Annotated in this window: 20 protein-coding genes and 1 pseudogene; 10 read left to right on the plus strand and 11 right to left on the minus strand. The window is 74.4% G+C overall.

Annotation, left to right across the window (positions count from 1 at the left end):
- The first annotated feature begins 231 nt into the window (after positions 1–231).
- Positions 232–2,478 carry an MMPL family transporter gene (locus ACIQVZ_RS18015; protein ID WP_402450975.1) on the plus strand — a complete coding sequence of 749 codons (2,247 nt, stop codon included), beginning with the start codon at positions 232–234 and terminating at the stop codon, positions 2,476–2,478.
- On the opposite strand, the gene ACIQVZ_RS18020 is transcribed toward ACIQVZ_RS18015, so the two are convergent.
- Positions 2,458–2,883: a MarR family winged helix-turn-helix transcriptional regulator gene (locus ACIQVZ_RS18020; RefSeq protein ID WP_402450977.1), complete on the minus strand. Its 426-nt coding sequence runs from the start codon at positions 2,881–2,883 to the stop codon at positions 2,458–2,460. The two genes, ACIQVZ_RS18015 and ACIQVZ_RS18020, sit on opposite strands and share 21 nt — an antisense overlap.
- Before the next feature lie 62 nt (positions 2,884–2,945).
- On the opposite strand from ACIQVZ_RS18020, the gene ACIQVZ_RS18025 reads away from it, so the two are divergent.
- Entirely contained in the window at positions 2,946–3,587 is a 642-nt protein-coding gene (locus ACIQVZ_RS18025; protein WP_350881684.1) for an MBL fold metallo-hydrolase, read from the plus strand.
- 79 nt (positions 3,588–3,666) lie between these two features.
- Entirely contained in the window at positions 3,667–4,269 is a 603-nt protein-coding gene (gene coaE / locus ACIQVZ_RS18030; RefSeq protein ID WP_350881682.1) for a dephospho-CoA kinase, read from the plus strand.
- Positions 4,270–4,272: 3 nt separating this feature from the next.
- On the opposite strand, the gene ACIQVZ_RS18035 is transcribed toward coaE, so the two are convergent.
- Positions 4,273–5,559 carry a sensor histidine kinase gene (locus ACIQVZ_RS18035; protein WP_402450980.1) on the minus strand — a complete coding sequence of 429 codons (1,287 nt, stop codon included), beginning with the start codon at positions 5,557–5,559 and terminating at the stop codon, positions 4,273–4,275.
- A 101-nt stretch (positions 5,560–5,660) separates the two neighbouring features.
- Here ACIQVZ_RS18035 and ACIQVZ_RS18040 point away from each other — a divergent pair, with 101 nt between their 5' ends.
- The gene (locus ACIQVZ_RS18040; RefSeq protein WP_350881678.1) at positions 5,661–6,200 is read left to right on the plus strand and encodes a GNAT family N-acetyltransferase; all 540 of its coding nucleotides are present in this window, start codon (positions 5,661–5,663) and stop codon (positions 6,198–6,200) included.
- A gap of 37 nt (positions 6,201–6,237) precedes the next feature.
- On the opposite strand, the gene ACIQVZ_RS18045 is transcribed toward ACIQVZ_RS18040, so the two are convergent.
- Both ACIQVZ_RS18045 and ACIQVZ_RS18050 read right to left on the minus strand, forming a co-directional pair.
- Positions 6,238–6,879, minus strand: a complete 642-nt coding sequence (locus tag ACIQVZ_RS18045; protein WP_402450982.1) for an HD domain-containing protein — start codon at positions 6,877–6,879, stop codon at positions 6,238–6,240.
- A gap of 134 nt (positions 6,880–7,013) precedes the next feature.
- Positions 7,014–7,718: pseudogene (locus ACIQVZ_RS18050) on the minus strand (hypothetical protein); the annotation flags it as partial.
- Between the two features lie 70 nt (positions 7,719–7,788).
- Between ACIQVZ_RS18050 and ACIQVZ_RS18055 the strand changes: the two are divergent.
- Both ACIQVZ_RS18055 and ACIQVZ_RS18060 read left to right on the plus strand, forming a co-directional pair.
- Positions 7,789–8,685 carry a LysR family transcriptional regulator gene (locus tag ACIQVZ_RS18055; RefSeq protein ID WP_402450984.1) on the plus strand — a complete coding sequence of 299 codons (897 nt, stop codon included), beginning with the start codon at positions 7,789–7,791 and terminating at the stop codon, positions 8,683–8,685.
- A 156-nt stretch (positions 8,686–8,841) separates the two neighbouring features.
- Positions 8,842–9,396 carry a hypothetical protein gene (locus tag ACIQVZ_RS18060; protein ID WP_350881670.1) on the plus strand — a complete coding sequence of 185 codons (555 nt, stop codon included), beginning with the start codon at positions 8,842–8,844 and terminating at the stop codon, positions 9,394–9,396.
- 739 nt (positions 9,397–10,135) lie between these two features.
- Here the strand turns inward: ACIQVZ_RS18060 and ACIQVZ_RS18065 are convergent.
- From ACIQVZ_RS18065 to ACIQVZ_RS18075, 3 genes are all read right to left on the minus strand, one after another.
- Positions 10,136–11,395 carry an alpha/beta hydrolase gene (locus ACIQVZ_RS18065; protein WP_402450987.1) on the minus strand — a complete coding sequence of 420 codons (1,260 nt, stop codon included), beginning with the start codon at positions 11,393–11,395 and terminating at the stop codon, positions 10,136–10,138.
- 176 nt (positions 11,396–11,571) lie between these two features.
- Positions 11,572–12,003 carry an SRPBCC family protein gene (locus ACIQVZ_RS18070; RefSeq protein ID WP_402450990.1) on the minus strand — a complete coding sequence of 144 codons (432 nt, stop codon included), beginning with the start codon at positions 12,001–12,003 and terminating at the stop codon, positions 11,572–11,574.
- Between the two features lie 95 nt (positions 12,004–12,098).
- The gene (locus ACIQVZ_RS18075; RefSeq protein ID WP_402450991.1) at positions 12,099–12,743 is read right to left on the minus strand and encodes a CatB-related O-acetyltransferase; all 645 of its coding nucleotides are present in this window, start codon (positions 12,741–12,743) and stop codon (positions 12,099–12,101) included.
- Positions 12,744–12,819: 76 nt separating this feature from the next.
- Between ACIQVZ_RS18075 and ACIQVZ_RS18080 the strand changes: the two genes are divergently transcribed.
- Both ACIQVZ_RS18080 and ACIQVZ_RS18085 read left to right on the plus strand, forming a co-directional pair.
- Positions 12,820–13,464 (plus strand): formylglycine-generating enzyme family protein, encoded by a 645-nt coding sequence (locus ACIQVZ_RS18080; protein WP_402450993.1) that lies wholly within the window; start codon positions 12,820–12,822, stop codon positions 13,462–13,464.
- 66 nt (positions 13,465–13,530) lie between these two features.
- Entirely contained in the window at positions 13,531–14,037 is a 507-nt protein-coding gene (locus ACIQVZ_RS18085; protein ID WP_402450995.1) for a GNAT family N-acetyltransferase, read from the plus strand.
- A 128-nt stretch (positions 14,038–14,165) separates the two neighbouring features.
- On the opposite strand, the gene soxR is transcribed toward ACIQVZ_RS18085, so the two are convergent.
- Positions 14,166–14,705 carry a redox-sensitive transcriptional activator SoxR gene (gene soxR, locus ACIQVZ_RS18090; protein ID WP_402450997.1) on the minus strand — a complete coding sequence of 180 codons (540 nt, stop codon included), beginning with the start codon at positions 14,703–14,705 and terminating at the stop codon, positions 14,166–14,168.
- Positions 14,706–14,762: 57 nt separating this feature from the next.
- Here soxR and ACIQVZ_RS18095 point away from each other — a divergent pair, with 57 nt between their 5' ends.
- Together ACIQVZ_RS18095 and ACIQVZ_RS18100 are read left to right on the plus strand one after the other, a co-directional pair.
- Positions 14,763–15,476: a transketolase gene (locus tag ACIQVZ_RS18095; protein WP_350881656.1), complete on the plus strand. Its 714-nt coding sequence runs from the start codon at positions 14,763–14,765 to the stop codon at positions 15,474–15,476.
- A 103-nt stretch (positions 15,477–15,579) separates the two neighbouring features.
- Entirely contained in the window at positions 15,580–16,473 is an 894-nt protein-coding gene (locus ACIQVZ_RS18100; protein WP_402450998.1) for a transketolase family protein, read from the plus strand.
- Between the two features lie 13 nt (positions 16,474–16,486).
- Here the strand turns inward: ACIQVZ_RS18100 and treZ are convergent, their stop codons facing one another.
- From treZ to glgX, 3 genes are all read right to left on the minus strand, one after another.
- The gene (gene treZ, locus ACIQVZ_RS18105) at positions 16,487–18,262 is read right to left on the minus strand and encodes a malto-oligosyltrehalose trehalohydrolase (RefSeq protein WP_402451001.1); all 1,776 of its coding nucleotides are present in this window, start codon (positions 18,260–18,262) and stop codon (positions 16,487–16,489) included.
- A 2-nt stretch (positions 18,263–18,264) separates the two neighbouring features.
- On the minus strand, positions 18,265–20,772 hold the full coding sequence (gene treY, locus ACIQVZ_RS18110) for a malto-oligosyltrehalose synthase (protein ID WP_402451003.1): 2,508 nt from the start codon (positions 20,770–20,772) through the stop codon (positions 18,265–18,267).
- 70 nt (positions 20,773–20,842) lie between these two features.
- Entirely contained in the window at positions 20,843–23,110 is a 2,268-nt protein-coding gene (gene glgX / locus ACIQVZ_RS18115) for a glycogen debranching protein GlgX (RefSeq protein ID WP_402451004.1), read from the minus strand.
- Positions 23,111–23,546: the final 436 nt, after the last annotated feature.

The following is a 23,546-nucleotide window of genomic DNA, read 5'->3' on the forward strand; positions in this document are numbered from 1 at the left end:
CCAGTACCTGGCGCATAGCTGAACGGTGGGCCCCACCCGGAGAAATCCGGGTGGGGCCCATTTCGTTTCCGCCTTTGGCCGGGGTTTTTTACTTCACGTTCTTTCGTATTTCGCCTTCACTTATTTGTGGTTTATGTGAAGGAATTTTGTGAGATGTGGCTCATTGTCCGTCTATAGGTCGAACACCGGGTTGCCCCTACATTGAGGGGAGCTGCCCGAAAGGCCTCCTTCATGCGCAACGCTCCCACCGCTGCCGGCGACCCCGCGGTCCCCGGGCGGCTCGCCGCCCTCGGCCGGTTCTGCTTCCGCCGCCGCCGCTGGGTGCTCGGCCTGTGGGCCGTCGTCCTGGTCGTGGGCGTGCTGATCGGCGGCCGGGTCTTCGAAGGAACGGTGGCCGGCGCCTCCTCCGCCACCGCCGAAGCCGATCGGGGCGGCGCGGTGGTCGCCGCGACCGACCCGGCCCGCGGCACCGTCACCGCCGTCGTGGACGGGAAGCCGGTCGACGACCCGGCCGTACGGGCCGCCGTCACCAAGGCCACCGCCGACCTCGCCGCCCTCCCCGGTGTCTCCTCCGCGCTCGACGCCTACGGCACCGGCCCGGCGCCCGCCGCACTGCGCTCCGCCGACGGCACCGCGAGCCTGGTCACCGTACGGATGGCCGACACCAGCACCTCCGCCCAGGCCGACGCCGTCACCCACCGCCTCGCCGCCCTGAACGGCGAGGCCGGTACCCACGTCACCGTCGGCGGGGACCTGGTGCTCCAGGACGAGGTCAAGAAGCAGACCGAACAGGACACCCGCTTCGGCGAGATGGTGACGCTGCCGCTCACCCTGATCGTCATGGTGCTGGTCTTCGGCGGCCTCGCCGCGGCCAGCCTGCCGGTGATCGGCGCGGTCGCCTCGGTGGGCGGCGCGCTGCTGGCCATGTTCGGTTTCAGCCGGATCATGGACATCGACACCAGCGTGCTGCCGATCGCCACCGTGCTCGGGCTCGGACTCTCGATCGACTACGCGCTGCTCATGGTGAACCGCTTCCGGGAGGAACGCGGGCACGGCGCGGGCATCGCCGCCGCCGTCGAACGCACCGCCGCGACCGCCGGGCGCACCGTCGCCTTCTCCGGCCTCACCGTCGCCGTCGCGCTCTCCGGCCTGTTCGTCTTCACCAGCCCGGTGCTCGGCGCGGTCGCCGCCGCCGGGGTGAGCGTGGTGGTGATCGCGGTCGCCGCCGCGCTGACGCTGATCCCCGCGCTGCTCGGCTTCGCCGGCTCCCGGATCAAGGCGCCCGCCGCGCCCGTTCCCGACGAGGGCTTCTTCAGCCGGACCGTCCGCCGGGTCAGCAAGCGGGCGGTGCCGGTCGCGCTCGCCTGCGTCGCCCTGCTGATGGCCGCCGGCGCGCCCTTCCTGCACGCCGACATGCGCAACTCCGGCGCCGCCGTGCTGCCCGCCTCCTCGGCCGGGCGGCAGGTCGCCGACGCCGTCGACCAGCGCTTCCCGCAGGCGGCGGCCGCGCCGATCACCGTCGTCGTCGAGGGCGGCGCGCCCGTCGCCCAGGCGTACGCGGACGACGTCGTCGCCAAGCTGCCCGGGGTCGCCGGGGTGCGGGCGGTGAGCCCGGTGAGCGACTCGGTGTCCACCGTCGACGTGCTCGTCCACGGCGACCCGCAGGGCCACCAGGCCAAGCAGGTCGTCCAGGAACTGCGGGACGACCGCGGCGGGCTGAAGACCTACGTCACCGGCGGCGCGGCCTCGGTCGTCGACTTCAAGGACGAGCTGCTGTCGCGGGGCCCCTGGGCACTCGGGCTGGTCGCGGTCGGCACGCTGGTGCTGCTCTTCCTGATGACCGGCTCGGTGGTGATGCCGGTCAAGGCGCTGCTGATGAACCTGCTGTCGCTGGGCGCCTCGCTCGGCGCGCTCACCCTGGTGTTCCAGGACGGGTACTTCAGCGGGCTGCTCGGCTTCAGCCCCACCGGCGGGCTGGAGACCTTCATCCCGGTGCTGGTCTTCGCCTTCGCCTTCGGGTTGTCCATGGACTACGAGGTGTTCCTGCTCGCCCGGATCAAGGAACTGCGGGACAAGGGGCACAGCTGCACCAGGGCGGTGGAGCTCGGGGTCCAGCGCAGTGGCCGGATCATCACCTCGGCGGCGCTGCTGATGGTGATCGTGTTCGCCGGGTTCGCCCTCGGGGACATGCTCATGGTCAAGCAGATGGGCATCGCGCTGGCCGTCGCCGTCGCGGTGGACGCCACCCTGGTGCGCTGCCTGCTGGTGCCCGCCGCGATGAGCCTGTTCGGCGAGTTCAACTGGTGGGCGCCCGCCCCGCTGCGGCGCCTGCACCGGCGCTTCGGGCTGAGCGAGCACGTCGAACTGCCGACCGTCGGCGAGGCGTCTGTGGGCGAGGCGGCCGTCGGCGCGACGGCCGTCCCGGCCCCGCGACCGGAGGCCAGGGACCTGGTGGGCTCAGCGCAGTCGGCGCAGTAGGTCGACGCCCGCCCGCAGGGCCAGCCGCTCCTCGGGGGTGAGGCGGGCCTCGATGGCGGTGGCGATCCGCTCCTCCCGGCGGGCGCGCTGCTCCAGCAGGGCGGCGCGGCCCGCTCCGGTCGCGGTGACCAGCAGTTTCCGGCCGTCGGTGGGGTGGGGCTGCTGGGTGACGAGCCCGGCCTCCATCAGCAGGGCGACGGTGCGGGCCATCGACTGGTGGCGGACGCGCTGCAACCCGGCGAGTTCGGCGACGGTGCAGGCGCGTTCGTCGCGGACGAGGACGCCGAGGACACCGGCCTGGTTCTGCGGCAGCTCGTCGCCCGGGCGCAGGGAGCGGACCAGGTCGCCGATGGCGGCGCGGAGCTCGGCGGCGAGTTCGAGGGTTTCGGGAGCCGGACTGTTCATGGGAGAAGAGTACCGGGAGTCTCCACAGCAAAACTGTACAGTCCTGCTGTATGGTCTGCCGCATGAGGATCACCAAGTTCGGACACGCCTGCGTACGCCTGGAGCACGACGGGACGACCGTCGTCGTCGACCCCGGGGCGTTCACCGACCCCGCCGCGCTGACCGGGGCCGACGCCGTCCTGATCACCCACGAGCACATGGACCACTTCGAGGAGGCCCGGCTGCGCGCCGCCTTGGAGGCCGACCCGGCCCTTCGGGTGTGGACCAACAGCGCGGTCGCCGCCCTACTGGACGGCGTGGCGCAGCGCGTCGCCGTGGTCGGCGAGGGCGACGCCTTCGAGGTCGGCGGGGTCGGGGTGAGCGTGCACGGCGAGTGGCACGCGGTCATCCATCGGGACATCCCGCAGGTGAAGAACATCGGCTTCCTCTTCGACGGCCGGCTGTTCCACCCCGGCGACGCCTTCACCGTGCCGCCGCACTCGGTGGACACCCTGCTGCTGCCGCTCGCGGCGCCGTGGAGCAAGGTCAGCGAGGTCGTCGACTACGTCCGGGAGGCCGCCCCGCGGGTGGCGGTGCCGGTGCACGAGGCGATGCTGAGCCCGATCGGGCACATGGTCACCACCCGGCTGCTCGGGCCGGACGGGCCGGGGACCGGCGCGGAGCTGACGGTGCTCGGGGAGGGCGAGAGCCTGGAACTCGGCTGACGGCGCCGGGGGCCGGGAGGCCGGTTGCGCGATGGTCGGCCGCTGGTCCCGGCGGTCCGGGCGCCGGTAGCCTGACGCCATGCTGAAGATCGGACTGACGGGTGGCATCGGCGCCGGCAAGAGCGAGGTGTCCCGGCTCTTCGCCGCCCACGGCGCGGTGATCGTGGATTCCGACGTGATCGCCCGCGAGGTGGTCGCGCCCGGGACGGACGGTCTGGCGGCCGTGGCCGCCGAGTTCGGGCCGCAGGTGCTGCGCGAGGACGGCGCGCTCGACCGCCCGGCCCTCGGCGCGATCGTGTTCGCCGACCCGGCGCGGCTCCAGGCGCTGAACGCGATCGTCCACCCGCTGGTGCGCGCCCGGTCCGCCGAACTGGAGGCCGCGGCCGCGCCGGACGCGGTGGTGGTGCACGACGTGCCGCTGCTCGCGGAGAACGGCCTCGCCCCGCTGTACGACCTGGTCGTGGTGGTCGACGCGGCCGACGACGTGCGGGTGGAGCGGCTGGTGCGGCTGCGCGGGATGGCCGAGGACGAGGCCCTGGCCCGGATGGCCGCGCAGGCCTCGCGGGCGGACCGGCTGGCGATCGCCGACGTGGTGATCGACAACGGCGGGCCGCTGGAGGCGCTCGCGGCGCGGGTCGACGAGGTGTGGGCGGAGCTGGTGAAGCGCGCCGCCGCTGCCTGAGGTTCAGGCGGCGGTCAGCGGCAGACGGGCCCGGACGGCGAAGCCGCCCTCGGTGGTGGGGCCGGCGTGCAGGGTGCCCCCGAGGTCGTCGGCGCGGGTGCGCATGCCGTCCAGGCCGTGGCCGCCGGAGGGCAGCCGGGGCCCGTCCGGGTCCCCCGCCGCGGCGGGGGAGTTGACGATGTCCAGGCGCAGCCCGTCCGGGTGGACCTCGACGGTGACGGCGACCTCGGCGGCCGGGGCGTGCTTGTGGGCGTTGGTCAGGGCCTCCTGGACGATCCGGTAGGTGGCGTACTGCACGGCCGGTCCGGGTGCGGGCAGCCCTTCGGCGGGGCCGGTGAGGGTGAGGTCGACGGCGAGTCCGGCCTGGCGGGACTCCTCGACCAGGGCGGGCAGTCCGTGCAGTGAGGGGCCCTGGTCGGAGGCCGGGGTGAGGACGCCGAGCAGGCCGCGCAGCTCGGTGAGGGCCTGGAGGCCGAGGGCGCGGATCAGGCCGAGAGTCTCCCGGACGGCCGTCGGGTCGTCGGCGGACGCGACCTGGCAGGCGCCGGCGTGCAGGGTGATGAGGGAGACGCGGTTGGAGACCACGTCGTGCATCTCCCGGGCGAGCCGGGCGCGTTCGGCGGCGGCGGCGCGCTCCTCGGCGTACTGGCGGGCCGCCTCCAGCAGCCGGTTGCGTTCGGCGAGCGCGGCGACGGCGCGGGCGCGCTGGTGGGCGGTGAGGCCGAGGGCGAGCGGGACGGCGCCGAAGACCAGCGGGTCCTCGGCCAGGTTGGCGAGGGCGGAGAGGCTGCTGACGTCCCCGAGGTCCATGGGGACGAGCAGGCGCACCCCGGCCAGCACGGCCAGGACGACCGGCACCCGGGTGGCGCCGCGCCGCGTGGCCAGCCCGTAGAGGGCGACGGCGAGCGGGAGCTGACCGCCCAGCAGGGTGACGGCGGCGACGGCCGCCGGGTACCGCAGGCGGACGGCGAGGGCGAGTGCGCCGGCCGCCACCAGGCCCGCGTTGACCGGTGCCGAGGTGGTCGGCCCGATGTCGGGGTCGCCCGCGGCGAGCGGGACGAGCACCAGCAGCACCAGGACGGTCGGCCCGAGCGCGACGACCGGGCCGGGCAGACGGAACGGCGGGCCCGGCAGCGGTACCGCGGCGAGGGCGGAGTCCAACTGGTCGGCGGCGTAGGGCTGGTGGGCGCCGTGGGGCTGGTCGGGGGACGGGTGGTGCTGGTGACGGGTGGGGTCCAACCGGCCGGTGGGGCGCCGGAGTCGGGGCCGCTGCTGGGTGGGCTGGCGCATGGGGGCATGCTCGCACACCCCGTCCGGCCCGGGGTGGCGAGCGGGCCGCAGTGGCCGGGAACAGCCTGGAATTCGCCTTCCCGGGAAGGGATCATGGTCGGATGGATGATCGTTTCTCTTCCGAGCCGCCGACCGTCGTCCGGCTGCCGCAGTACACCCGCGCCGACCATGACGAGATCCTCGGCCCCGGCGACGACCCGTACGGCGTCGCCTACACCGGACTGACCTGGCTGCCCAAGGACATCCACTTCGGCATCCGGGCCGCCGACGGCCGGCTCGTCGCGCACACCGGCCTGGTGCCGCTCCCGCTCACCGTCGGCGGCACCGACCTGGCGGCGATCGGCGTCGGCGGCGTCGCCGTCGCCCCCGACCGGCGCGGCGCCGGCCTCGCGCGGGCCGTGGTCCGGGCCGCCCTCGGCCACGCCCGCACCCTCGGCCACCGCCACGCGCTGCTGTTCTGCCGCCCGCCGCTGGCCACGTTCTACCGGGGGCTCGGATTCCGCGAGGTCGCGCAGGAGGTGACGGTGGAGCAGCCCGAGGGGCGGTTGGCGGTGATGCCGCTGCGCACCATGTGGGCGCCGCTGGCGGAGGGCGCCCGGTGGCCGGAGGGGCCGGTGCGGTTGCGTTCGCTGCCGATGTGACGTGCCCTGTGGGGATGGAGACGGGGGCGGGGCGGGGTCACTCCGGCCAGGCGGAGTTCTCGATCACGGCGGCGAAGTCGGTCCGCTCGAAGTCCGGGTCGAAGTGGGCGAGGACGTCCGCCTTGACGTTGCCGAAGGCGGTCTCCGGCTTGGGCGCGACGCCGTCGTGGAAGGCGCGCAGGATGCCGCGCTTGAAGTCCGGGCGCGGATGGGCGGCGACCACGGCGTCCCGGTCGGCGGCGGCGATGTCCGCGTACCCGATGCCGAGCACGTCCAGCTCCACCCCGGCGGTGGTCAGCGCGATCTCCGGCTCCAGGAACTCCGGGATGCCGGGCGTGGTGTGCAGGGCGATCGCCTCCCACACCAGGCGCACCCGCCGTTCGTCCACCCCGTGCCCGCGCAGGAACGCGGCGGCGGCCTCGGCGCTGTCCACCTCGAAGCGCCGACCGGAGGCGTGGTGCTCGGGGCCCAGGCCGAGATCGTGGAACATTGCGGCCAGGTACAGGAGTTCGGGATCGAAGTCGAGCCCCCGGCGGCGGCCCTGGAGGGCGCCGAACAGGTAGACCCGGCGGGAGTGGTGGTACAGCAGCTCGGTGGTGGCGTCCCGGACCAGCTCGGTGGCCTCGGCGGCGAGGCGGCTGTCGGGGATCCAGACTCCGGCGATCTCGGTGGCGGTCATGCGGTGGCCTCCAGGGTGGCGGTCTCCGGGGTGGTGCCCGGGTCGGTGGCGGTCGGGTGGGTGGCGGTCGGGTCGGTGGCGGTCGGTACGGCGGCGGTCGGGGCGGTGCCCGGGTCGGTCGAGGTCGGTGAGCCCGCCGCGTGGGCGACGGCGGCGCCGGCCAGCGCGCGGATCATGGCGTGCGCCCGGGTGCCGTCGCCGGACAGCTCCGGCTGGAACAGCGAGGCGAGGAAGAACGGGTGGTCCGGCAGTTCGAGGACGCGCACCTCGCCCGCGCCGTCCGCGCCGCTGAACCGCAGCCCGTGCGCGCGCAGCCGGTCCAGGTAGTCGGCGTTGAGGCCGTACGCGCAGTGGTACCGCTCCAGGGTGCGGGTGGTGCCGAGGACGCGCTCGGCGAGCGTGCCGGGAGTGATCGCGACCGCCCCCTCGTGGCCGACCAGGGAGCAGGCCAGCGGCACGATCACCTGCTCGTCCCGCTCCGGGTGCTCCTCGCCGTGGACTGCCCCGCCGAGGCCGCAGACGTTGCGGGCGTACTCCAGCACCGCGTGCTGGAACCCGGCGCAGGTGCCGAGGAAGGGGATGCCGCGCTCGCGGGCCGTCCGGACGGCGGCCAGCGCGCCCGCCTCGCTGCGGTAGGGACTGCCGGGGAGCAGCCAGATCGCGTCGAAGCCGTCCAGGGCGCCGGGCGCCCCGGCGTCCTCGGTGGGGATCCAGTAGGCGTCCAGGACGAGCTGCTCGCGCTCGGCGAGGGCGTCGAGCAGGCCGGGGATGCGGGCGTGCGAGCGGACGGCGGGGGAGCGGTCGCCGACCAGCGCGATCCGCGGGGTGAGGTACGTCATGGGACTATCCTGACCCCGCACCCGAGATCAGCGCCAACGATGATTTCTTACCCCTCGATCAGAAGAGTTGATGACTGCCGTGGATCCGCAGCAGCTGCGCACCTTCGTCACCGTCACCCGCCTCGGCTCCTTCTCCGAGGCCGCGCGGGAACTCGGCTACACCCAGTCCGCGGTCTCCCAGCAGATCGCCGCCCTGGAGGCCGACCTCGGGACCGGCCTGCTCAACCGCCGCCCGGTCGGCCCGACCGAGGCCGGCCTGCGGTTGCTGGAGCACGCGGCGCCCCTGCTGGTCCGGCTGGAGGCGGCGCGCGCCGACGTCGCCCGCCTGGCCGGTGCCCCGCGTGCCCGGCTGGTGCTCGGCGCCACCCCGCTGGCGGTCGGAGCGACCCTGGGGCGCGCACTCGGCGAGGTGCGCCGGGCCCACCCGGCGGCCGAGCTCGTCGTCCGGGTCCTCGCCCAGGACGCGCTGCCCGCCCAGGTCGCTACCGGCGAGGTCGACCTCGCCCTGATCGACGGCCTCGCCGCCCCCAGCGACCCGCTGCCGCTGCCCGACGTCGGCCCGCTCGGCACCGTCGCCGTCGACGAGCAGCCCGTCGCCGTCGCCCTCCCGGCCGGCCACCCCCTCGCGGGCCGCACCGGCGTCGCGCTCGCCGACCTCTCCGCCGCCCGCTGGCTCGACGCCCCCGACCTCACCCCGACCGCCGCCCGGCTGCGCGCCGCCGCCGGCGTCGACGGCTTCCGCCCCGCGACCCGCTACCGGGGCACCGACGTGCACGGGCTGCTCGCCCTGGTCGCCACCGGACACGGGCTCAGCCTGCTCCCGGCGTCCGTCCTCGCCGGGGCGCCCGGCGTCGCGTCCGCGCCGGTCTCCGCCCCGCGGCTGGTGCACCGCACCGAACTGGTGCACGGCAGCCTGCCGGAGGGGCCGGCCGCGCTGCTGGCGCGGCTGCTGTCGGGCACGTCCTGAGCCCGCTCCCCGGACCGCGCCGGGCGCCCGCGGTGTTTGTGGAGGCGCGATCACCGGGCGTTCACGTCCTGGGACTGACGGTGGTCGCATCGGTGGTGCTGTCATGGACACAGTCGCCCGGCGTGAGGCCGGGCAAGGCCCGGGAGATCTCCCCACATGATGCTCCGTCAGCGTCTCACCGTCGTCGCCGCGGCGGCCGCCCTCACCGCCGCCGGGCTCGCGGCCGGCACCGCGCAGGCCGCCCCCGCCAAGGGCTCGCCCGTCAAGATCCGTCCGCTCGCGGCGAGTTGTTCGCAGGCCTACCTGCCGCTGCCCGATCCGTCCTGCACGCCGGGCGCCTACAACCCGGACGTCACCCAGGCCACCATCGGCCAGACCATCTGCGTCTCCGGCTGGACCTCCACCGTCCGTCCGCCGACCAGCTACACCAACGCGCTGAAGGCGCAGCAGATCGCGCAGTACGGCTACGCGGACACCAACCTGTCCGACTACGAGGAGGACCACTTCGTCCCGCTGGAGCTCGGTGGCGCCCCGCGCGACCCGCGCAACCTCTGGCCCGAGCCCCGCTACGGCAGCCAGACCGCGACCGGCAAGGACGGCGTCGAGACCAAGCTGAAGAACGCGGTCTGCAAGGGCAAGGTCGGCCTCGACGACGCCCGCAGCGCCATCGTGACCGACTGGACCACCGCGCTCAGCAGCCTCGGCCTCTGACTCTCCGGCCCTCTGCCGCTCTGACCCTCTGGTCCTCGTGCTGGTGCGGCGGTCGGTCCGTCCGGTCCCCTGTGCCGGACGGGCCGACCTGCCGTCCGCCCCGGGCGCCGCCTCGGCGGTGCGCGGGGCCGTCTGTGGTGGTTCTGTGGTCGTGGTCGTGGTTGGGGCCGCGGCGCCGGGTCAGCGGCCCGAGTGGGCCGGGGCCGGGCCCGCGGTGGTCCCGGGCCGTGTGTGCGCGGAGCCGTCCGCCCGTTCCCGCCGCCCGGTCGCCTCGCGGATGCGGGCACTCGGCATGGCTGTTCCCTTCCCCCGTACGTTCCGCCGCCCGGCCGCCGGCCCGCTGCGCCCCCCTGTTCCGAGGGGCGGTCGGGGTCGGCTGCGTCGACGGCGGTCGAAACTTATGCCACCGGGCCGCCGGGAGCAAAGCGGGATACCGGCGGGTAGGCCGCCTTCCCCGGCCGTCACGGGGGCGTTGGTGGTGAAGGTGTGTGCGGGCGTGTCGGAAGGTATGGCGGGCCTTCGGCGCCCGACCGGTCGGCGGACGGCGCGCGGTCGCGGATTCCCCCTGTCGGGCGCGGGTCCGCCGGTCGGTCGCAGCCCCGGCGCGCCCGCCCGTGCGGGCCCGCGGCCGGTCGCGGCGGACGGCTCATGCCAAGGCTTTCCCCCGACCGGATCCGCCGCCCTCCCTCCGGGCGACCGGCCCGGCCCGGCGCGCTCCCGGCCCCGGGCCGGTGGCGGATCAGGCGTGGGTGCCGGGGACGCCGAGCTGCTGGGCGAGCCAGGGGAGGGCCTGGGCGAAGGTGGCGGCGCCGGTCTGCCAGGTGTGCTTGCCGGAGCCGACGGCGGTGGTGGTGCGGATGCCGTCCTTCCGGGCGGCGGTGTCGAGGGCCCTGGCGGACTCGATCTGGCCGTGCTCCTCGTCGCCCTGCCCGAAGTAGCCGGAGACGCCCTGGTACTTGGGGTGGTGGGCGAGCACGGTCAGCGGGTCGTGGGCGGCCCAGGCGGCCGTGTCGCCGCCGTACAGCTCCTGGACGGTGTGGTCCTTGTCGCCGGTGGCGGGGCCCTTGTCGCCGGAGAAGTCGCCGAAGTGGGTGAAGACGTCGGGGTGTTCGACGGTGAGGTCGACGGCGCAGGTGCCGCCCATGGACCAGCCGGCCACGCCCCACCTGTGCGGGTCGGTGGCGGCGTTGAAGGTCTTCTGGACGAACGGCGGGACGTCCTTGAGCAGGTGGCTCTCGGAGTTGCCGTGCGGGCCGTCGACGCACTCGGTGTCGATCCGGAAGCCGCCGGTCGCATCGACGAAGACGAGGATCGGCGCGAAGCCGTTGTGCTTGGCGGCGAAGTCGTCCGCGGTCTTCACGGCGTTGCCGGAGCGGATCCAGTTGTCGGGCGCGGCGAACTCGCCGCCGATCAGCTCCAGCGCCGGCAGCTTCGGCCGGTTCTGGCTGCGGAACCACGCGGGCGGCAGGTAGACGAGCTCCTGGCGGTGGGTGAACCCGCTGGCCGTGCTGGGGATGTCCACCTGGACGATGCGGCCGGTCCTCGTCTTCCCGTGCAGGGAGCCGAGTTCGGCCAGCGTGATCTGCTCCGGCAGCGGCTGCCCGCCCAGTTCGCCGATCGCGTCGTCGAGAGTCGGGTAGTAGCCGGTGGAGATGTTCACGCTGTTGGCGGCGCAGAACAGGGCGAGCAGCGCGGCCGGCGGCGCCAGCGCCCGGCGCCACCAGCGGGCGCCGCGCCAGCCGAACCCGAGCGCGCTGACCGCCGCGATCGCGACCCCGCCCCACAGCCACACCCCGAACGGGATCGGATCGGTGATCCCGGCGAGGGCGAGTACCCCGACGGCGGCGAGGGCGGTGAGCAGCAGCGCCGTCCCGAGGGCGATCGGGCCCCACTTCAGCCGCCAGGCCCGGTCCCGCCAGCCGAGGGCGGCCAGGAACAGGACGAGGGCCGCGGCCTGGACGGCCCAGGGGAACCAGCCGCCGAGCAGGGAGACGTTCATCTGGCGGAGGCTAGGGGTGCCGGATGAGAAGTCGATGAGAGGCTGGCAGATCGCTGGAAGGAGCCTGGGAGGCGGACGGGGACTTCGAATGGAGGTCTGACGGGGAGAAGGCGGCCCGCCGCAGGGCAGGCCCGCCATAGGGCAGGCCCGTCGCAGGGCAGGGCCGCCCGCCGCCGTCAGTCGGCGAACCGCTCGCGCAGTGCCGCCAGACCGGTCGCGAACACCCCGTGGAGGCGGTCGGCGGAGTCCTTGCGGTGCTCGGCGTCGACGTCGTACGTGGCGCTCCACTCCACGAAGCTGGCGTCGAGCGCGGTGACCGGGGTGACCCGCAGCGTCGCCCGGTAGCCGTACAGCTCGAATGCCCCTTCGGGGAAGCTGTAGGTGTAGCTGCGGGCCTCCTCGTCGTAGGCGAGCAGCGTCTCGTGCAGCGCCGTGCCGTCGATCTCGAACACCCGGACCGACCCGATCGCGTTGCCCGTCAGCTCGTTGCCGAGGCTGCTGGCCGGCAGCCCCGGATGCCAGCCGCCGAGGTCGTGGAAGTCCCCCAGCAGCTCCCACACCTGCTCGGCCGGAGCCTCCACAACCGTACTGACCTTCGTGCCTGCCATCGTCGTCACCCTTCGCCGACCTTCGTACGGACGGGCACCATCCTCGGGTCGGCGTGCGCCGGGCGCCAGAGGGACCGGCGGTCGGCGCCGGGAGGTCACCTGCCCGGCGCGGCCGCTTCGAGGCCGTCGACGGTGCCGGACATGACGGTGCGCAGGTGCCGGGTGAGGTGCTCGGTCGGCCAGTCCCACCAGGCGAGGGCCAGCAGGCGGGCGATGTCCGGCTCGCTGTAGCGGGTACGGATGAGTCGGGCCGGGTTGCCGCCGACGATCCCGTAGTCGGGGACGTCGTCGACGACGACGGCACCGGAGGCGATGATCGCGCCGTGGCCGATGCGCACCCCGGGCATCACCATGGCGCCGTAGCCGATCCAGACGTCGTTGCCGACCACCGTGTCCCCGCGGCCGGCGAGGCCGGTGATCAGGTCGAAGTGCTCGGCCCAGCTTCCGCCCATGATGGGGAACGGGAACGTCGAGGGGCCGTCCATGCGGTGGTTCGCCCCGTTCATGATGAACCGGACCCCCGTACCCAGCGCGCAGAACTTCCCGATCACCAGCCGCTCCGGGCCGTAGTGGTAGAGCACGTTGCGGGTCTCGAACGCGGTCGCGTCGTCCGGGTCGTCGTAGTAGGAGTAGTCGCCGACGTCGATCAGCGGGGACGTCACCAACGGCTTGAGGAGCACCACGCGCGGTTGCCCGGCCATCGGGTGCAGCGTCGAAGGATCAGGCGGAACCGAACTCATGGCGACACCACTTCGGATCGGCAGGCGTGAAGCGCGGGCAGGACATCGATCATGCCACCGTCTAGGATCGCGGCCCATGGATGCGAGCACCCGAACCGACCTGATCGCCGTCCCGCCCGGCCGCGTCACGCTGTCGGACCGCCGTACGCAGCGGAGCTGGACCGTCGAGCTCGCCCCCTACGAGCTGGCGGTCTGTCCGGTCACCCGCGAGCAGTACGGCGCCGGGGCCGGCGACCGGCACCCCGCCGACAGCGTGTCCTGGTACGACGCCGTCCACTACTGCAACGAACTGTCCCGGCGCCACGGCCTCACCCCCGCCTACCACCAGGACGGCGAGTCCGTCACCTGGGACCGCGCCGCCGACGGCTACCGGCTGCCCACCGAGGCCGAGTGGGAGCACGCCTGCCGCGCCGGGACGGACGGCCCCCGCTACGGGCCGCTCGACGAGATCGCGTGGCACCGCGGCACCTCGGACGAGCGCCCGCACCCGGTGGGCGGCCTGCGCCCCAACGGCTTCGGCCTGTACGACCTGCTCGGCAACGTGTGGGAGTGGTGCTGGGACGTGTACGACGCCGAGGTGTACGGCGGCTACCGCGTGCTGCGCGGCGGCGGCTGGTTCGACGAGCACTGGAGCTGCCGCGCCTCCGTCCGCCGCCGCAGCCACCCCACCCTGCGGATCGACGACGTCGGCTTCCGGCTCGCCCGGTCGATCACCGCCTGAAGGCGCGCGCCGTGGGGAACCCGGGCCAGGTCACGGACCGTTGGGGTCTGCATGAACGATGCACCGGTGTCCCTCAGACCGATCGACGAAGCCGACCTCGGTCACTTCGAAGCGCTGCTCCTCGACCCCGAGGCGGTGGGCCCGTTCCAGTGGTTCGGGTGGCGCGACCCCGGCCGGCACCGGCGCCAGTGGGCGGAGAACGGCCTGCTGGCGCCCGAGCAGTCGGTGCTGGCCGTTCGTTGCGGGGGCGAGTTCGCGGGCTTCGTCGGCTGGCGGCGGGTGGAGTCCATGAGCGCCTGCCACCACTGGAACCTCGGCATCATGCTCCGCCCGGAGTGGCGCGGCCGCGGCATCGGCACGGAGGCCCAACGCCTTCTGGTGGACTACCTGTTCGCGCACTCGCCGGTGATACGGCTGGAGGCCGACACGGAGGTGACCAACTACGCCGAGCAGCGCGCCCTGGAGAAGTGCGGCTTCACCCGCGAGGGTGTGCGGCGCAGCGTCACCTTCCGGGACGGCGAATGGCGCGACGGTGTCCTCTACAGCCTGCTGCGTACGGACCCCAGGTCCTAGGCGACCCTGAACCTAGGCGACCCTGAACCGCTCCTCCGCGAGGGCGTCCGGCGTCCGCGCGGAGGGCTTCGACTCCCGCCGGGGCGGGCCGGGAGCAGGAAGCGGCCCGCGCCCCGCGCCGGAGCGGTTCAGTGGGGCCCGCAGGTGTCGGTGGTGGCGGGGGAGAGGGGTTCCGGGCCGCCGGCCGGGTCGCGGGTGAGGAGGTAGCGGGCGCCGGGGCCGGTGTCGGCGGCGCGGTCGGCGGCGTTGTAGAGGGAGCAGCGGGAGAGGGAGAGGCAGCCGCAGCCGATGCAGCCGGTCAGCTTGGCCTTGAGGCGCTGGAGCTCGGCGATCTGCTCGTCGATGCGGCTCTGCCAGGATTCGGCGACCCGGTCCCACTCGGTGCCGCTGGGGGCGGGGCGGTCGGGGAGCCGGTCGAGGGCGACGCGGGCCTCGTCGAGGGAGAGGCCGACGCGCTGGGCGGCGCGGACGAAGGCGATCCGGCGCAGTGTGCCGCGGGGGTAGCGGCGCTGGCCGCCGGCGGTGCGGGTGGCGTGGATGAGGCCGAGGCTCTCGTAGTAGCGCAGGGCGGAGGCGGCGAGGCCGCTGCGGCGGCCGAGTTGGCCGATGGTGAGCAGGTCGTCGCGGTGCGGGCCGGGTGCTCGGCCGTGGTCCGGGGTCGCGGTCATGGGCACCCACTCTAGCCGCTTGACCTCAAGTCGACTTTAAGTTGCACCATCGTGGTCATGACGACGAACGCAACCGCGGACCTCGCGGAAACCGCCCGTTTCGAGGACCTGTCGGCGCTGATGGGCCTGATGACCGGCGACGAGAAGCACGGCCCGGCCGCCACCTCCACCCTGGACGCGCTCTGGGTGCTGTACGACAGGGTCCTGCGGGTGAGCCCGGAGCGGGCCGAGGCGCAGGACCGGGACCGCTTCCTGCTCTCCAAGGGCCACGGCCCGATGGCGTACTACGCGGTGCTCGCGGCCAAGGGCTTCATCGACCCCGGGGTGCTGCCGAGCTTCGGCGGCTACGACTCTCCGCTCGGCCACCACCCGGACCGGATGCTCGTCCCCGGGGTGGAGATCGCCTCCGGCTCGCTCGGGCACGGCCTGCCGCTGGGCGTCGGCACGGCGCTCGGGCTGCGGGCGCAGGGCCTGACCGACCCGGCGGTGTGGGTGCTGGTCGGCGACGCCGAGTTCGACGAGGGCTCCAACCACGAGGCGGTGGCCTTCGCCGGTGCGTACGGGCTGGAGCGGCTGCACGTGGTGGTGATCGACAACTCCTCGGCCACGCACGGCTGGCACGGCGGGATCGCGGCCCGGTTCGCGGCCGAGGGCTGGTCCGCCGTGACGGTGGACGGCCGCGACCACGAGGCGCTGTACCGCGCCTACACCGCCGAGCACCCGGGCCGCCCGCACGTGGTGGTCGCCCGGGTCGAGCCCAAGGACTCCTGAGCCCGAGGACTCCTGAGCCCGAGGACTCCTGAGCCCGAGGACTCCTGAGCCCGAGAACCCCAACGCAAGCGCCAACCAGCACGCACCGAAAGGCACTTCACCGATGGACACCATGCGCGACCGCTTCATCGACGTCACCAGCCGCCTGCTGGACGAGGACCCCCGACTGGCCGTGGTGCTCGCCGACATCAGTGCGGCCGGCTTCGCCCCGGCCCAGCAGCGCCACCCGGACCGGGTGGTCAACGTCGGCATCCGCGAGCAGCTGCTGATCGGCGCGGCCGGCGGCCTGGCGCTGACCGGGATGCGCCCGATCGCCCACACCTTCGCCAGCTTTCTGGTCGAACGGCCCTTCGAGCAGGTCAAGTTGGACCTCGTCCACCAGGGTGTCGGCGCCGTCCTGGTGAGCGCGGCCGGCTCCTACGACTGGCCGGCCGGCGGCCGCACCCACATGTCCCCGGGCGACGTCGCCCTGCTGGACACCTTGCCGGACTGGACGGTCCACGTGCCGGGCCACCCGGACGAGGCCGAGCAGCTGCTGCGCCACGCCGTCGCGGACGGCGACCGCAACGTCTACGTCCGCCTCTCGGAGCACCGGAACGCGCAGGCCCTGCCGGTCGAGGCGGGCCGGTTCACCACCGTGCGGCAGGGCTCGCGCGGCGTGGTCGTCGCGGTCGGGCCGATGCTGGACGCGGTGCTCGCGGCCACCGAGGGCCTGGACGCCACCGTGCTGTACGCGACGACGGTGCGCCCCTTCGATGCGGCCGGGCTGCGGGCGGCGGTGGGGGAGCAGGCGGACGTGGTGCTGGTGGAGCCGTACCTGGCGGGCACCTCGGCGAACGAGGCGCACGCCGCGCTGGCCGACCGCCCGCACCGGGTGCTGGGCCTGGGTGTGCCGCGCGAGGAGCACCGGCACTACGGCTCGATCGCGGAGCACCTGGCCGCCTACGGTTTGGACGCGGCCTCGCTGCGGGAGCGGATCGGCACCTTCCTCTGGTGACGCGCGTGGCAGGTCAGACCGCGACGCCCGGCACTGCGACGCCCGGCACCGCGACGACCGCCACCGCGACCACCGCCACCGCGTCCGCCCCCAGCCGTACCGCCGTCCCGTCCAGCGCCGCCGCCCCGAAGGCCGCGACCAGTTCGCGCCCGGTCCCGTCCAGCGGCAGGGCGGCCTCGGCGGGGCCGAGGTTGACGGCGATCCGGTACGGCCCCCGGTGCACCACCAGCCAGCGCGCCGCCTCGTCGTACGCCACCCGCACCGCGCCGAGGTCGGGGTCGGACAGCTCCGGACGGTCGCGGCGCAGCCGGATCAACGTCCGGTGCCAGCTGAGGAGTTCGGCGTGCGGGGCGCGCCGGGGCTCGGTCCAGTCGAGGACGGAGCGCAGGACGGTGGCGGGTTCCTGCGGGTCGGGGACGGACTCGGCGGCCCAGCCGTGGTCGGTGAACTCCCGGCGCCGGCCCTGCCGGACGGCCTCGGCGAGCTGCGGGTCGGTGTGGTCGGTGAAGTACTGCCAGGGGGTGGCCGCGCCCCACTCCTCGCCCATGAACAGCATCGGGGTGAACGGCGAGGTGAGCACCAGCGCGGCGCCGCAGGCGAGCCGGCCGGCGGTGAGGCAGGTGGAGATGCGGTCCCCGAGGGCTCGGTTGCCGATCTGGTCGTGGGTCTGGAGGTAGCCGAGCAGCCGGTGTCCGCCGTCCGGGGGGAAGGGCCGGCCGTGGCCGCGGCCGCGGAAGCCGGACCAGGTGCCGTCGTGGAAGAAGCCGCGGGTGAGCGTCTTGCTGAGGGCGGCGAGCGGGCGGCGCGCGAAGTCGCCGTAGTAGCCCTGGGATTCGCCGGTGAGCGCGCAGTGCAGGGCGTGGTGGAAGTCGTCGCTCCACTGCGCGGTGAGGCCCTGGCCGCCGGCCGCGCGCGGGGCGGTGGTGTGCGGGGTGTTGAGGTCGGATTCGGCGATCAGGAACAGCGGGCGGTTGGTCGCGACGGCCAACTTCTCGACCTCGTGGGACAGTTCCTCCAGGAAGTGGACGGCCCGGTCGTCCGCGAGGGCGTGCACGGCGTCCAGCCGCAGGCCGTCGATCCGGTAGTCGCGCAGCCAGCCGAGCGCGCTGCCGATCAGGTAGCGGCGCACCTCGTCGGAGCCGGGGGCGTCCAGGTTGACCGCCGCCCCCCACGGGGTGTGGTGCCGGTCGGTGAAGTACGGGCCGTACGCGGGAAGGTGGTTGCCGGAGGGGCCGAGGTGGTTGTGGACGACGTCCAGCACCACGCCGAGGCCCTTGCGGTGGGCGGTGTCGACGAAGCGCTTCAGCCCCTCGGGCCCGCCGTACGGCTCGTGCACGGCCCACGGCGAGACCCCGTCGTAGCCCCAGCCGTGCCGGCCGGGGAACGGGCAGACCGGCATCAGTTCGACGAAGTCGACGCCCAACTCGACGAGGTGGTCGAGGTGTTCGGCGGCGGAGTCGAAGGTGCCGCGGGGGGTGAAGGTGCCGATGTGCAGCTCGTACAGCACGGCGCCGGGCAGCGCGCGGCCGCGCCAGCCGGTCCGCGACCAGCGGAACACGGCGTGGTCGACCGGTCGGCTGGGGCCGTCGGGGCCGTGCGGCTGCCAGGGGGAGCGCGGGTCGGGCAGCGGCGGCCCGCCGTCGAGGCGGAAGGCGTAGTCGCCGGCCGGAGCGCCGCCGGTCCACCAGCCCGGGCGGTCCGGGCACCGGGCCAGCGGGTGGGCGCAGCCGTCGACCTCGACCTCGACCCGGTCGGTGGCCAGGGGGGCCCACACCTCGTAGGTCCGCACGCTCAGCTCCTCCTCGTCAGCAGGGCCACCGGCCGGTCCGCCAGCAGCCGCGTGACGGGCACCGGGCCCGCCGGGTGGGTCCGCAGCGTCAGCAGGTCCGTCCAGGGCCCGCCCTCGGGCAGCTCCAGGACGGTGCCGCGCCAGCCGCCGGCGCGCTCCAGCCCGTACGGGAGCCGGGTGACGGCGGTGACGACGTCGGCGCCGCGGGCGAAGGCCAGCAGGTGGTCGGCGGCGGGGCCGGCGGCGGTCAGCGGCCGGTAGGGCCCGAGCGGGCGGTCGCGCCGCAGGTGCAGTGCCGCGCTGGTGAGGTGCAGTTTCTCGCGGGCGAGGTCGCCGGGGCGCGGGGCGGCCGCGTCGGTGAGCCGGACGGCGAGCGCGCCGAGGTCCACCACGCCCCGGTTGTCCGGGTCGACGAGGGTGTACAGCGGTTCCTCGCTGCCCTGGTAGAGGTCGGGCACGCCCGGGACGGTGAGGTGCAGCAGCGCGGCGGCGAGGGTGTTGGCGCGGGCGTACGGGGCGAGGGCCTGCACCAGGCCCTCGATCCGGGGCAGCAGTCCGGGGTTGGTGTGGACGGCGCGGGCGCGCGCGGTGAGCGCCTGCTCGAAGCGGGCGTCGGGGGTGGTCCAGGAGGTGTGCAGCTTGGCCTCGCGGGCGGCCTTGAGGAGGGCGGCGACGAGCCGGTCGGGGTCGATCGGCCAGGCGGCGACGAGGGTGTGCCAGAGCAGCCAGTCGCCGTCGCGGGCACCGTGGTCGTGGTCGCTTTCGCCGTCGTGATCGCCGCGGGGGCCGGGCCCGGCGGCGGTGGACCAGGCGGCGGCCTCGGCGGCCCAGGCCTCGGGCCGCTCGGCGAGGACGGCGAGCCGGGCGCGGGCGTCGGCGCTGCGCTTGGTGTCGTGGGTGGACAGCACCGTCATGCTGTGCGGCCAGGCGCGCTCCAGGTAGCGGCACCAGTCGTGGAAGCGGGCCGGGGGCAGCCCCGGCCGGCCGGGCTCGCCGCCGACCTCGTTGAGGCCGGGCAGCGCGTTCCACCGGTAGAAGGCGGTGTCCTCGACGCCCTTGGCGGCCACGGCGGCGGCGGTCTGCGCGAAGCGCTCGCAGAACTCGTCCTTGTGCGGCCCGCTCCCCAGCTCCCCGAGGGCCAGGGCGGCGACCAGCCGGTCCGTCGGGTCGGCCGAGCCGCCCAGCGCCGCGCGCACCTGCTCGGCGGAGGCCGGCGGCACCGGCTCCCCGGGCCGGGCGTACGGCCGGTACGCCGGGTAGCCGGTGAGCAGCCGCCGCAGCGCCGCGCGCAGCTGCCAGGGCGCGTGGTCGGCGTACGCGGGCTCGGCGGCGCCGATCCGCACCGCGATCCGCACCAGCCGGTCCACCTCGGCGGCCAGCTCGCCGTGCGGCGCGGTCATGTCGGCCCGCCCGCGCCGGGCGGCGGCGACCGCCGGGTGGGGGTCGGCGCAGGGTTCGCCGTCCGGGGGCGAGCCGGTCAGGAACGCCGCGTACGCCCCGGCCAGCCGGCAGGCGCCCGCGTGGTCGGTGAGCACGCCGTCGATGCGGCGCAGCGCGTCGTAGCCGGTGGTCCCGGCGACCGGCCAGTCCGCGGGCAGCCGCTCGTCGCCGGTGAGGATCTTCTCGACGACGGTGTACGCCCCGCCGGTGGCGCCGGCGAGGCGGCGCAGGTAGCCGCGCGGGTCGGCGAGCCCGTCGGGGTGGTCGATCCGGAAGCCGTCGACGACGCCGTCGGCGTGCAGCCGCAGCAGGGTGGCGTGGGTGGCGGCGAACACCTCGGGCTCCTCGACCCGGACGGCGATCAGCTCGTTGACGGTGAAGAAGCGCCGGTAGTTCAGTTCGGTGCGGGCCAGCCGCCACCAGGCGAGCCGGTACCACTGGCGGGCGAGCAGCTCGTCCGGCGGCAGCCCCGAGGTGCCGGGCCGCAGCGGCAGCTCGTGGTCGTGGTAGCGCAGCACCTCGCCGTCCACCACCAGCTGGTCCAGCACGGCGCCGAGCCGGTCGCCGAGCAGCGGCAGCAGCACCCGGCCGCGCGCGGGGGCGTCGACGGGGCCGGGCTGGGCCGCCCAGTCGATGTCGAACCAGCGCGCGTACGGCGAGTCGGGGCCGTCGCGCAGCACCTGCCACAGCGGCTGGTTGAGCCGCTCGGGGACGGGCACCGCCATGTGGTTGGGTACCACGTCGACCAGCAGCCGCAGGCCGTGCCGGTGGGCGGCGGCGGCCAGCGCGCGCAGGGCGCCCTCGCCGCCGAGCTGCTCGCTGACCCGGCCGTGGTCGACGGTGTCGTAGCCGTGGGTGGAGCCGGGGGCGGCCTCCAGCAGCGGGGACAGGTGCAGGTGGGAGACGCCGAGGGCGGCGAGGTAGGGGACGGCGGTGGCGGCGTCGTGGAGGGTGAAGCCGGGTTGCAGCTGGAGGCGGTAGCTGGCCGTGGGGGCCGGGGCGGTAGCGGTGGCGGAGGAGGGGGAGGCGGCGGCCGGGCGGGGCGGTGCGGGCTCGGCGGCGGAGGTCATAGGTCCATGAGTACCCGGGGGAGCCCGCCGCCAAGACCCGCTGCTGGTCCGAACAGGTGAGCGCGGGGTGTCAGGCCGGGCGCTGGAGCACCATCAGCGAGCGGTCGGTGAGCCACAGCACGTCCCCGGCCTTGACCCGCGCGCCCGTGCCCGGGGCGGGCAGCCGGGGCTGCGCCGTGTCGACCACGACCTGCCACTCCTGCCCGTGGTCGGCGGGCAGGGTGAACTCCAGCGGCTCGAAGTGCGCGTTGAACATCAGCAGGAAGGAGTCGTCGACGATCCGCCCGCCGCGCCGGTCCGGCTCGGAGATGGCGTAGCCGTTGAGGAAGACGGTCAGCGACTTGGCGTAGCTGGCGCCCCAGTTGCGCTTGGTCATCTCCTCCCCGCCGGGGGTGAACCAGGCGATGTCGGTGAGGTCGTCGTAGCCGCCGGAGCCGTGGCCGCCCGAGTCGTGGCCGCCGGAGGGGTCGGCGCCCGACGGGTCGGCGCCCGACGGGTCGGCGCCCGAGGGGCGACCGCCGGCGAGGTGGCTGCCGGCGGGGCGGCCGCCGGCGGCGAGCGTCCCCGGCCCGGGGCGCCCGGGGACCGGCCGCCCGTGGAAGAAGCGCCGCCGCCGGAACACCGGGTGGTCGCGGCGCAGCCAGATCATCCCCTGGGTGAACTCCAGCAGCCGCGTCTCGGGCCCGTCGCCGTCCGGCCAGTGCACCCAGGTGAGTTCGTTGTCCTGGCAGTAGGCGTTGTTGTTGCCCTGCTGGGTGCGGCCGAGTTCGTCGCCGTGGGAGAGCATCGGCACGCCCTGGGAGAGCATCAGGGTGGCGATGAAGTTGCGCTGCTGGCGGGCTCTGAGCTCCTCGACGGCCGGGTCGGCGCCGGGGCCCTCGACGCCGCAGTTCCAGGAGCGGTTGAAGGACTCGCCGTCGCGGTTGTCCTCGCCGTTGGCCTCGTTGTGCTTGTCGTTGTAGGAGACGAGGTCGCGCAGGGTGAAACCGTCGTGGCAGGTCACGAAGTTGATGGAGGCGATGGGGCGGCGGCCGTCGTCCTGGTAGAGGTCGGAGGAGCCGGTGAGGCGGGAGCCGAACTCGGCGAGGGCGGCGGTCTCGCCGCGCCACAGGTCGCGCACGGTGTCCCGGTACATGCCGTTCCACTCGGTCCACAGCGGCGGGAAGTTGCCGACCTGGTAGCCGCCCTCGCCGAGGTCCCAGGGTTCGGCGATCAGCTTGGCCTGGGAGACCACCGGGTCCTGCTGGACGAGGTCGAAGAAGGAGGAGAGCCGGTCGACCTCGTGGAACTGCCGGGCGAGGGTGGCGGCGAGGTCGAAGCGGAAGCCGTCGACGTGCATCTCGGTGACCCAGTAGCGCAGCGAGTCCATGATCAGCTGGAGCACGTGCGGGCTGCGCATCAGCAGGCTGTTGCCGGTGCCGGTGGTGTCCTCGTAGAACCGCTGGTCCTGGGCGAGGCGGTAGTAGGAGACGTTGTCCAGCCCGCGCAGGGACAGCGTCGGCCCGAGGTGGTTGCCCTCGGCGGTGTGGTTGTAGACGACGTCCAGGATCACCTCGATCCCGGCCGCGTGCAGCGCCTTGACCATCGACTTGAACTCCTGCACCTGCTGGCCCCGGTCGCCGCTGGAGGCGTAGGAGGAGTGCGGGGCGAAGAAGCCGATGGTGTTGTAGCCCCAGTAGTTGGTCAGGCCCAGGTCGCGCAGCCGGTGGTCGCGGACGAACTGGTGCACCGGCATCAGTTCGATCGCGGTGACGCCGAGCTTGGCCAGGTGCTCGATCACCGCCGGGTGGGCCAGGCCCGCGTAGGTGCCGCGGATCTCCTCGGGGATGCCGGGGTGCAGCCGGGTGAGGCCCTTGACGTGCGCCTCGTAGATGACGGTGCGGTGGTAGTCGGTGCGCGGCGGGTGGTCGGTGCCCCAGTCGAAGTACGGGTTGATCACGACCGAGTGCATGGTGTGCGGGGCGGAGTCGAGGTCGTTGCGGCGCTCGGGCGCGCCGAAGTGGTAGCCGTAGACGGCCTCGTCCCAGTCGGTGTGTCCGCTCATCGCCTTGGCGTACGGGTCCAGCAGCAGTTTGGCGCTGTTGTGGCGCTGGCCGAGGCCGGGGTTGTACGGGCCGTGGACGCGGAAGCCGTAGCGCTGGCCGGGCTGGACGCCGGGGAGGTAGGCGTGCCGGACGAAGGCGTCCGTCTCGCGCAGTTCGACGGCCGTCTCCGAGCCGTCCTCGTCGATCAGGCACAGCTCGATCCGGTCGGCACTCTCGGAGAACACCGCGAAGTTGGTGCCGGCCCCGTCGTAGGTGGCGCCGAGGGGGTAGGGCTTACCGGGCCAGACCTGCATGAGTCCTCAACTTCCTTGCACTCAACGGAAACTGACGTGTAGTCCGATAACGTGCCCGGACCCGGACGCTCTCTTCCCGGCCGGGCGGCCGGGCATGTGCGGCGCTCGCGCGCCGTGACGCACGGCACAGTGCGCATACTCCCCGAGCCTTCCCCCGGCGGCCGGGACATGTGCTGCCGGTTCGCCCGAACGGGTGTCCAGTCGGCATTCCTGTGATAAGCGCGGGCCGGTGGCGAGCGGGGCCCGCGAGGGGCTGGGCCGGCGACGGGCGCGGCCTGCGATGGGCGTGGGTCCGTGAAGGGTGGGCCTGGTGGTGGTGCCGGGCCCCGTGGGCCATCCGGCTGCACACCGCTCGCGGCGGGCAGTACTCTTGATCGTCCGGCCGTCCCCGGGCCGGTGGCGCTCCATCAGCCGCGCAGGGGCGGAGCGTAGAGCA

The organism is Kitasatospora sp. NPDC098663 (assembly GCF_044760075.1).
GTDB lineage: Bacteria > Actinomycetota > Actinomycetes > Streptomycetales > Streptomycetaceae > Kitasatospora.